At 63.3% G+C, this 6,667-nt stretch carries 6 protein-coding genes; 5 read left to right on the top strand and 1 reads right to left on the bottom strand.

Annotation, left to right across the window (positions count from 1 at the left end; translation table 11 throughout):
* The first annotated feature begins 76 nt into the window (after positions 1 to 76).
* From NZM16_RS03585 to NZM16_RS03565, 5 genes are all read left to right on the top strand, one after another.
* Positions 77 to 997, top strand: a complete 921-nt coding sequence (locus NZM16_RS03585) for an ABC transporter ATP-binding protein (protein WP_295452230.1) — start codon at positions 77 to 79, stop codon at positions 995 to 997.
* A 12-nt stretch (positions 998 to 1,009) separates the two neighbouring features.
* Positions 1,010 to 1,738 (top strand): ABC transporter permease subunit, encoded by a 729-nt coding sequence (locus tag NZM16_RS03580; protein WP_295452229.1) that lies wholly within the window; start codon positions 1,010 to 1,012, stop codon positions 1,736 to 1,738.
* On the top strand, positions 1,735 to 3,318 hold the full coding sequence (locus tag NZM16_RS03575; RefSeq protein ID WP_295478600.1) for a GldG family protein: 1,584 nt from the start codon (positions 1,735 to 1,737) through the stop codon (positions 3,316 to 3,318). The genes NZM16_RS03580 and NZM16_RS03575 overlap by 4 nt, the downstream gene beginning before the upstream one ends.
* A gap of 285 nt (positions 3,319 to 3,603) precedes the next feature.
* Positions 3,604 to 4,230 carry a DUF4340 domain-containing protein gene (locus NZM16_RS03570; RefSeq protein ID WP_295478597.1) on the top strand — a complete coding sequence of 209 codons (627 nt, stop codon included), beginning with the start codon at positions 3,604 to 3,606 and terminating at the stop codon, positions 4,228 to 4,230.
* 214 nt (positions 4,231 to 4,444) lie between these two features.
* A complete protein-coding gene (locus tag NZM16_RS03565) occupies positions 4,445 to 5,623 on the top strand; it encodes a sigma-70 family RNA polymerase sigma factor (protein ID WP_295452222.1) in 1,179 nt (392 codons plus the stop codon).
* Between the two features lie 21 nt (positions 5,624 to 5,644).
* On the opposite strand, the gene NZM16_RS03560 is transcribed toward NZM16_RS03565, so the two are convergent.
* Complete coding sequence (locus NZM16_RS03560) at positions 5,645 to 6,463, bottom strand: XdhC family protein (RefSeq protein ID WP_295452220.1); 819 nt, start codon at positions 6,461 to 6,463, stop codon at positions 5,645 to 5,647.
* Positions 6,464 to 6,667: the final 204 nt, after the last annotated feature.

Raw genomic sequence — 6,667 nt, 5'->3', positions numbered from 1 at the left:
AAGATGTTTCCTCAGTGCGCCTGTCATCTCAAAACTCCAGGCCTGCAAGAGCCATCCTGGGTTGGAGTGAGGTCTTATGATCGAAGCGGAAGGATTGACCAAGATCTATGGCGACCAAATCGTGGCCATTGAGGATGTGACCTTTCGGGTCGAACGGGGCCAGATCGTGGGTTTCCTGGGCCCGAACGGCGCTGGAAAGACAACCACAATGCGCATCCTCACCGGCTATCTGCCGCCCACCCGGGGCCACGCTCGCATCGCCGGCTATGACACCGTCCTTCAATCTCTGGAGGCCCGCCGCCACATCGGTTACCTGCCGGAGACCGTGCCGCTCTACCCGGAGATGAGCGTGCGCGCGTATTTAAGCTTTATGGCGGAGATCCGGGGCCTCTCCAACCGGAAGGCGGCGGTGGAGCGCGCCATGGCCCTCACCGGCCTGGAAGATCGGGCCGACACGTTGATCGGGAAGCTCTCTAAGGGATACCGCCAGCGGGTCGGACTGGCCCAGGCCATTCTGCATAACCCCGACGTCCTGATCCTGGATGAGCCCACCATTGGCCTGGATCCCCGGCAGGTGAGAGAAGTTCGGGATCTGATCCAGGAGCTGGGGAAAACGCATACCATTCTCCTCTCCACCCACATCCTGGCGGAGGTCCAGCAGATCTGCGATCGGGTTCTGATCATCCACCGGGGGCGGATCCGGGCGGATATGACCCTGGGCGAGGCCCTGCGCAGCCGGCGCCCGGACCGTATTTTCCTGCGGGTGGAGGGAGGCGACCGCCAGGTCCCGGAGGCGCTGAGCGCGTTGCCCGGGGTGCGCCGCGTGGAGCGACTGGAGCCCGGCGTTTATCAGATCGAGGTGGCGGATAACGCTAAAGAGGATCCCAGCCCAACCATTGCGGAGGCGGTGATGCGCCAGGGCTGGCGGCTGCTGGAGCTTCGCCCGGTGGGTCTTACGTTGGAAGATCTCTTCCTCCAGGTCACCGCTCAAGATTAGGAGGTTGTTCCCATGCGGAATCTGTGGGCGATCGCCCGTCGCGAGCTGGGGGCCTATTTCGTCTCCCCGATCGCCTATCTGGTCGGGGCGGCGTTCCTGGCGATGATGGGCTTCTTCTTCTATACCGATGTGATCTTCACCGTCCTCAGCCGCTCCGAGCCAACCATGCGTTACATCTTCGGGGTCATGACCACCATCATGCTTTTCGTGGCCCCAGTGCTGACCATGCGCTTGCTGGCGGAGGAACAGCGGCTGGGGACCCTGGAGTTGTTGCTGACGGCGCCGGTTCGGGATTGGGAGGTGGTGCTTGGGAAGTATCTGGCGGCGCTGGTGTTCTATCTGGGGCTTTTAGCGGCCACCGGCGTCTATCCCCTTCTGCTGTTCTGGATGGGGGGCAACCCTGATCTGGGGCCCATCCTTGCAGGGTATCTGGGGATGTTCCTGTTCGGCGCCGCCCTTCTCTCCATCGGCCTGTTTTCCTCTTCTCTTTCCCAGAACCAGGTGGTGGCGGCCGTGGTGGGGATCGGCCTGGTGATCCTGCTGGCGGTGGCCAGCCTGCCCGCGGATGGGATCACGAACCCCATGCTGCAGCAGATCCTCAACCACCTCGATCTGCGCAATCACTTGACGAACTTCCGTCGCGGCCTCGTCGACACCACCGATGTGGTGTATTACCTCAGCGTCATTGCCTCGTTCCTTTTCCTCACTGTTCAGATCCTGAACTCGCGGAGGTGGCGATGAACCTGGCCCGGCCGTCCGAATCGATCCTGCGGGCGCTGTGGGGGCTGGCCCTCCTCGCTCTCGTCGCCGCTGGGGTGGCCTGGGCGGTGGAAGGGCAGGTCGGCGCGCCCAGCGTGATCGCCCTGATCCTGGCGGTCCTCCTGGGCGGGATCGCGATCTATCTCGCCCCCGATCAGGTCCGCGCCTGGATCAGCGGGCGTCCCTTCGCCTTCGGGGCGAACGCGGTTCTGGCCAGCGTCGCCTTCATCGGCATCATGGTCTTGCTCAACATCTTGGCCACCCGTCATGCCCAGCGCTGGGACCTGACGGCAGAGAAGCGGTTCTCCCTTTCCCCGCAAACCTTGCAGATCCTGCAGAGCCTTCCCGAGCCGGTGGAGGCCCTGGCCTTCTTCTCTCAGAATTTCCAATTCGCCCGCCAGGACGCGGAGGATCTGCTGGATCAGTATCGGCATTACAGCAATGGGAAGTTCTCCTACCGGTTCATCGACCCGGTGGCTCAGGCCTCCCTGGCCCGGCAATGGGGGGTCACCCGGGATGGGACCATCCTGTTTGTCATGCAGGATCGACGCCAGGAGGTCACGCTTTATAACGAACAGGAGTTCACCTCCGCGCTGGTGAAGCTGATCCGCACCACCCAGCCGAAGATCTATTTCCTCACCGGCCATGGGGAGCGGGACATCAACGAGGAGGGCGACAACGGCTACGCCCAGGTCCGGCGGGCGCTGGAACGGGAAGGCTATCGGGTGGAGGCCCTGAACCTGGCCGTGACCTCCACCATCCCGGCGGACGCCGCGGTGATCCTCCTCGCCGGGCCCGTCCGGCCATTGCTCGATCGAGAGGTGGAGGTGTTGAAAGGCTATTTGAACGCCGGGGGAAGGCTGCTGATCGCCCTGGACTCTTCCCTGCAGATCCCAGGGGATGCTGGGGGGAAAGTAACGGAATCGGTGAATCGCATCCTGGGGGATTGGGGGATCGCGTTCCGGGAGGACGTGATCATCGATCCGGTCAGCTCGATGTTCACGGATCCCCTGACGCCGCTCTCCAGCCGCTATGGGTTCAGCTCGATCACCGAAAAGCTGCGGGGCATTGCCACCGCCTTCCCTGCCGCCCGCTCCATCGAAGAGGTCCGCAGCCAGCCGGAACGGTTCCGGGTGGTCCAGCTGGTGGAGACCACCCCTCAGAGCTGGAGCGAGACGGATCTGGAGGGGTTGCGTCAGGCGCTGAGTCAGGGGCGTCTGCCCTCGTCGGAGGGGAAGAAGCTGGGCCCGCTGGCCCTGGCCCTCACGGTGGAGCAGGTGAACGGGAAAGGGCGGGTGGTTCTTTTTGGGGACGCGGATTTCGCAGCGAACCAGAACGTGGGGGCGAATCTGCCGTTCGCCAACCTGGATCTTTTCGTGAACGCGGTGAACTGGCTCTCCGAATCGGAGATGCTCATCGGGCTGCGGCAGTCGCCGACCTCCCCGGTTCGCGCCCTGAGCGCCACGCCCGCCCAGACCCGCACGGTCTTTATGCTGACGGTGGTGGCCATGCCGCTGGCCGTGCTGGCGATCGGCGCGATGATATGGTGGCAGCGCCGTTAAGATCGCGCGATTTGCTGTAGGGGGCTCTTGGAAGGCCGCCGGGGCCAGCATCGAATCCTTGCCTAACGGCTGAAAGAGCCGTGGGATGAGATCTTTCCCCTGTTGAACGGGCTCGGCTCATATTCGCGGCCATTACTCCAGCAGATTTCGTGGGGGCGGGCCGCCGAAGACAGCTTGCATCCACGAAAAAACTGACTTAGGGAATTCGGAGAGAGGGCGAAAAGCAACGCGCCTCCGACCATCCACGAACACGAGCTATGGATTTCTCTTCGGAGGGAACCGTCCATGAAGCGATGGGGCACGCTGGGCCTGGTCATCGCTTTCCTGGTTCTGGCGCTCTTTGTATACTTAGAACCGAGGATGGTTTCCCGCTCGACCCCTACCCCCGAAGGGACGTCCCGGAATTTGCTGGAAGTGAGCAGCGCGTCCGTTCAGAGAATCCGGGTGACCGATCACACGAACCGCCTGGAGGCAGAGGTGGAGCGGGATGCGAGCGGGCAATGGTTTCTGACCGTCCCGACCCGTCATCTGGTCCGCCAGGACACCATCGACACTCTGGCAGGAGGGTTTGCCACCCTCTTTGTGCAGCAGGTCATCTCCGATGTCGTGGACCTATCGGCTTATGGGTTGGTGACGCCGACTTACACCATCGTGATCAGCGCGACCGATCGGGTCTTCACGCTAACCGTCGGAACCCAAACGCCGATTGGGGGCGGCTACTATGTTCGCCGGGAGGGGGATCCCGCGGTATATGTGGTAGGGACCTTTGCGATCGACGAAGCGAAGAAGCTGATCGCCCAGCCGCCGCTGGCGACCCCCACTCCCACGCCCACGGTCACGCCGACGCCAACGGTGACGCCGACCCCTGCGTCGGGCCCGTCACCGACGCCGCCGGCAACCCCTGCTCCTTGAGCGCAGTTCTCCTGGGGATTTTGGGGCTGGGTCCCCGCCTTCGGCGGCGCTCCAGCCCTAAAAGATATTTTCTCCCCTCTCTCTGAGGCCTCAGGGGTCTTGGAGAGAGGAAGCTTCGCTCGCCTTCCTCGAGGAGGCGCTTCCATCAGGATTCACGCCTGAAGTTGCACCTGTGAGCCCTGGACGTTCTAAATCCGGAGGGAGGATCCTATCCATGCTGGAGGACATTCAGACCCTCAGCCTCCCGGCGCTGGATCAACTCCTCGCCCTGGGACGATCCCGAGGATATGTGACCTTTGAGGAGATCCTGCAGTTTTTTCCGGAGGCGGAGAATGATCTGGACCGTCTGGATGAGATCTTCGCTGCTCTTCTGGAGGCTGGCGTAGAAGTTACCGACGCTCCGGAGGAGGAAGGCCCTGGCCTGGAGCTGGAAGAAGGAGAAGAGGAAGAGGCCTGGGTTGAAGAGGAGCTGGGAGAAGCAACAGAGTCCGATGATACCCTTGCCCTCTATTTGAAGGAAATCGGGCGGATCCCTCTGCTCACGCCGGAGGAGGAGGTGGCGCTGGCCCAGCGGATCGAACGGGGCCGTCAGGCGGAGCGGCGGCTGGCTCAGGGGAACCTTTCCATCGAGGAGCAACGTCGCTTGGAAGAGATCGCTAAGGATGGCCGTGCCGCCCAGGATCACCTGATCCTGGCCAACACCCGGTTGGTGATCAGCGTGGCCAAAAAATACATGGGCCGGGGTCTGCCCTTCTCGGATTTGATCCAGGAGGGCAACATCGGGCTGATCCGCGCGGTCAAGAAGTTCGACTGGCGCCGGGGCCATAAGTTCTCCACCTATGCCACCTGGTGGATCCGCCAGGCGGTCACCCGGGCCATTGCCGATCAATCCCGAACGATCCGGGTTCCAGTTCACATGGGGGACCAGATCAGCAAGCTGTTACGTCTGCAACAACAGCTGGCCCAGGAGCTCGGCCGCGATCCGACGGTGGAGGAGCTGGCGGAGGCCATGGCTGTTCCCCCTTCCCGGGTCGAGCAATTGTTGCAAATGGCTCGCCAGCCGGTATCTCTGGAGATGCCGACGGACGACGAAGAGGAAAGTGTGCTGGGGGATTTCATCGAGGATCGAGGGATGGCCTCGCCTTCGGAGGCGGTGAGCCAGCGGATGCTCCGGGAGATCCTGCACGAGGCGCTGGCCACCCTTTCCCCCCGGGAAGTGCGCATCCTGAAGCTACGGTATGGCCTGGTGGATGGACGGATGTATACCCTGGAGGAGGTCGGGCGCAAGCTGGGGGTGACCCGGGAGCGGGTGCGGCAGATCGAAGCCCAGGCGCTCGCCCGGCTGCGCCATCCCATCTACGCGCGCCGGCTGCGAGAATTCCTGCAAGAGTAGGGGCGAGGGGTTGCCTCGCCCCTATAATTCCCGAAGCGCCTGCTGCAGCTCCATCGCCATCGGCGCGCCGCTTCCCCCTCGGCGGGTCGCAATGATCTCCGCCATAATGGAGACGGCGATCTCCTCCGGGGTCTCCGCGTTCAGCTCCAAACCCACCGGCGACCGGACCCGCGCCAGCCGCTCCCCAGGGATCCCCTTCTCTTTCAGAACCTTCACGGTGAGCAACCAGCGCCGCTTCGAGCCGATCACCCCGATGTAAGGCGCGGGGCTGTCCAGAATCAGCGGGAGGATCCGAACGTCCAGCGGATGGTTCCGGGTGGTGAGCACAATGTAGGTCTGGGCGTGGATCGGCGCGCCGGGAAGCACTTCCTCGGGGGGGCCAGCCAGGAAGCCATCCGCGTCCGGGATCCATTCCGGGGTGCAGAACTCCGGCCGATCATCGCTGACCAGCACCCGGAAGCCCAGCCATTTGGCGAGATGGGCCAGCGCCCGGCCGACATGCCCTGCCCCGATGATCAACATCGTCGGAGGTGGGAGCAGCGGCTCGATGAAGATCTCCATCTCCCCCCCACAGACGCCCGGGTCGCCCTGCTGCGGATCGGAGAGCGTGTAACGAACCAGCCGGGGATGGCCCTCCTGGAGCGCCTGGAGGGCCTCGCGGATCACCCGGGCCTCCATCTCCCCGCCGCCGATGGTCCCCCGGATCTGACCATCCGGATACACCAGCATCTTGGCCGCTTCATGCCGGGGCACGGACCCGCGGGCCCGGATGACGGTGCATAGCGCCACTGGACGGTTTTCCTCCCCGGCCTTGAGAACCTCACGATAGAGATCCCACATCGGCAGGTCCTCCCGGCAAGTTCTATAAAAGACGGGCCTTCCCTATCTATTTTAGTGGGCTTCATTGTCGAAGCTGGACTTTGTTAGGGCTGGGGCGACGCCGAAGGTGGCACCCTAGCCCTGAAATCCCCCTTAGGCCGTGGGAAGGGGGACGAAAAGACCCCCGAGGAAGCGAACGACACAACTCTTAACGAGTTCAGCATC

The organism is Thermoflexus sp., from assembly GCF_025055495.1.
GTDB lineage: Bacteria > Chloroflexota > Anaerolineae > Thermoflexales > Thermoflexaceae > Thermoflexus.
The sequence above is the reverse complement of the archived record's forward strand: the minus strand, read 5'-3'. Positions and strand labels throughout refer to the sequence as shown.

What these genes read in the sequence shown, in the direction of transcription:
- NZM16_RS03585 (WP_295452230.1), top strand. Translation starts at nt 77, where the DNA reads ATGATCGAAGCGGAAGGATTGACCAAGATCTATGGCGACCAAATCGTG.
- NZM16_RS03580 (WP_295452229.1), top strand. Translation starts at nt 1,010, where the DNA reads ATGCGGAATCTGTGGGCGATCGCCCGTCGCGAGCTGGGGGCCTATTTC.
- NZM16_RS03575 (WP_295478600.1), top strand. Translation starts at nt 1,735, where the DNA reads ATGAACCTGGCCCGGCCGTCCGAATCGATCCTGCGGGCGCTGTGGGGG.
- NZM16_RS03570 (WP_295478597.1), top strand. Translation starts at nt 3,604, where the DNA reads ATGAAGCGATGGGGCACGCTGGGCCTGGTCATCGCTTTCCTGGTTCTG.
- NZM16_RS03565 (WP_295452222.1), top strand. Translation starts at nt 4,445, where the DNA reads ATGCTGGAGGACATTCAGACCCTCAGCCTCCCGGCGCTGGATCAACTC.
- NZM16_RS03560 (WP_295452220.1), bottom strand. Translation starts at nt 6,463, where the DNA reads ATGTGGGATCTCTATCGTGAGGTTCTCAAGGCCGGGGAGGAAAACCGT.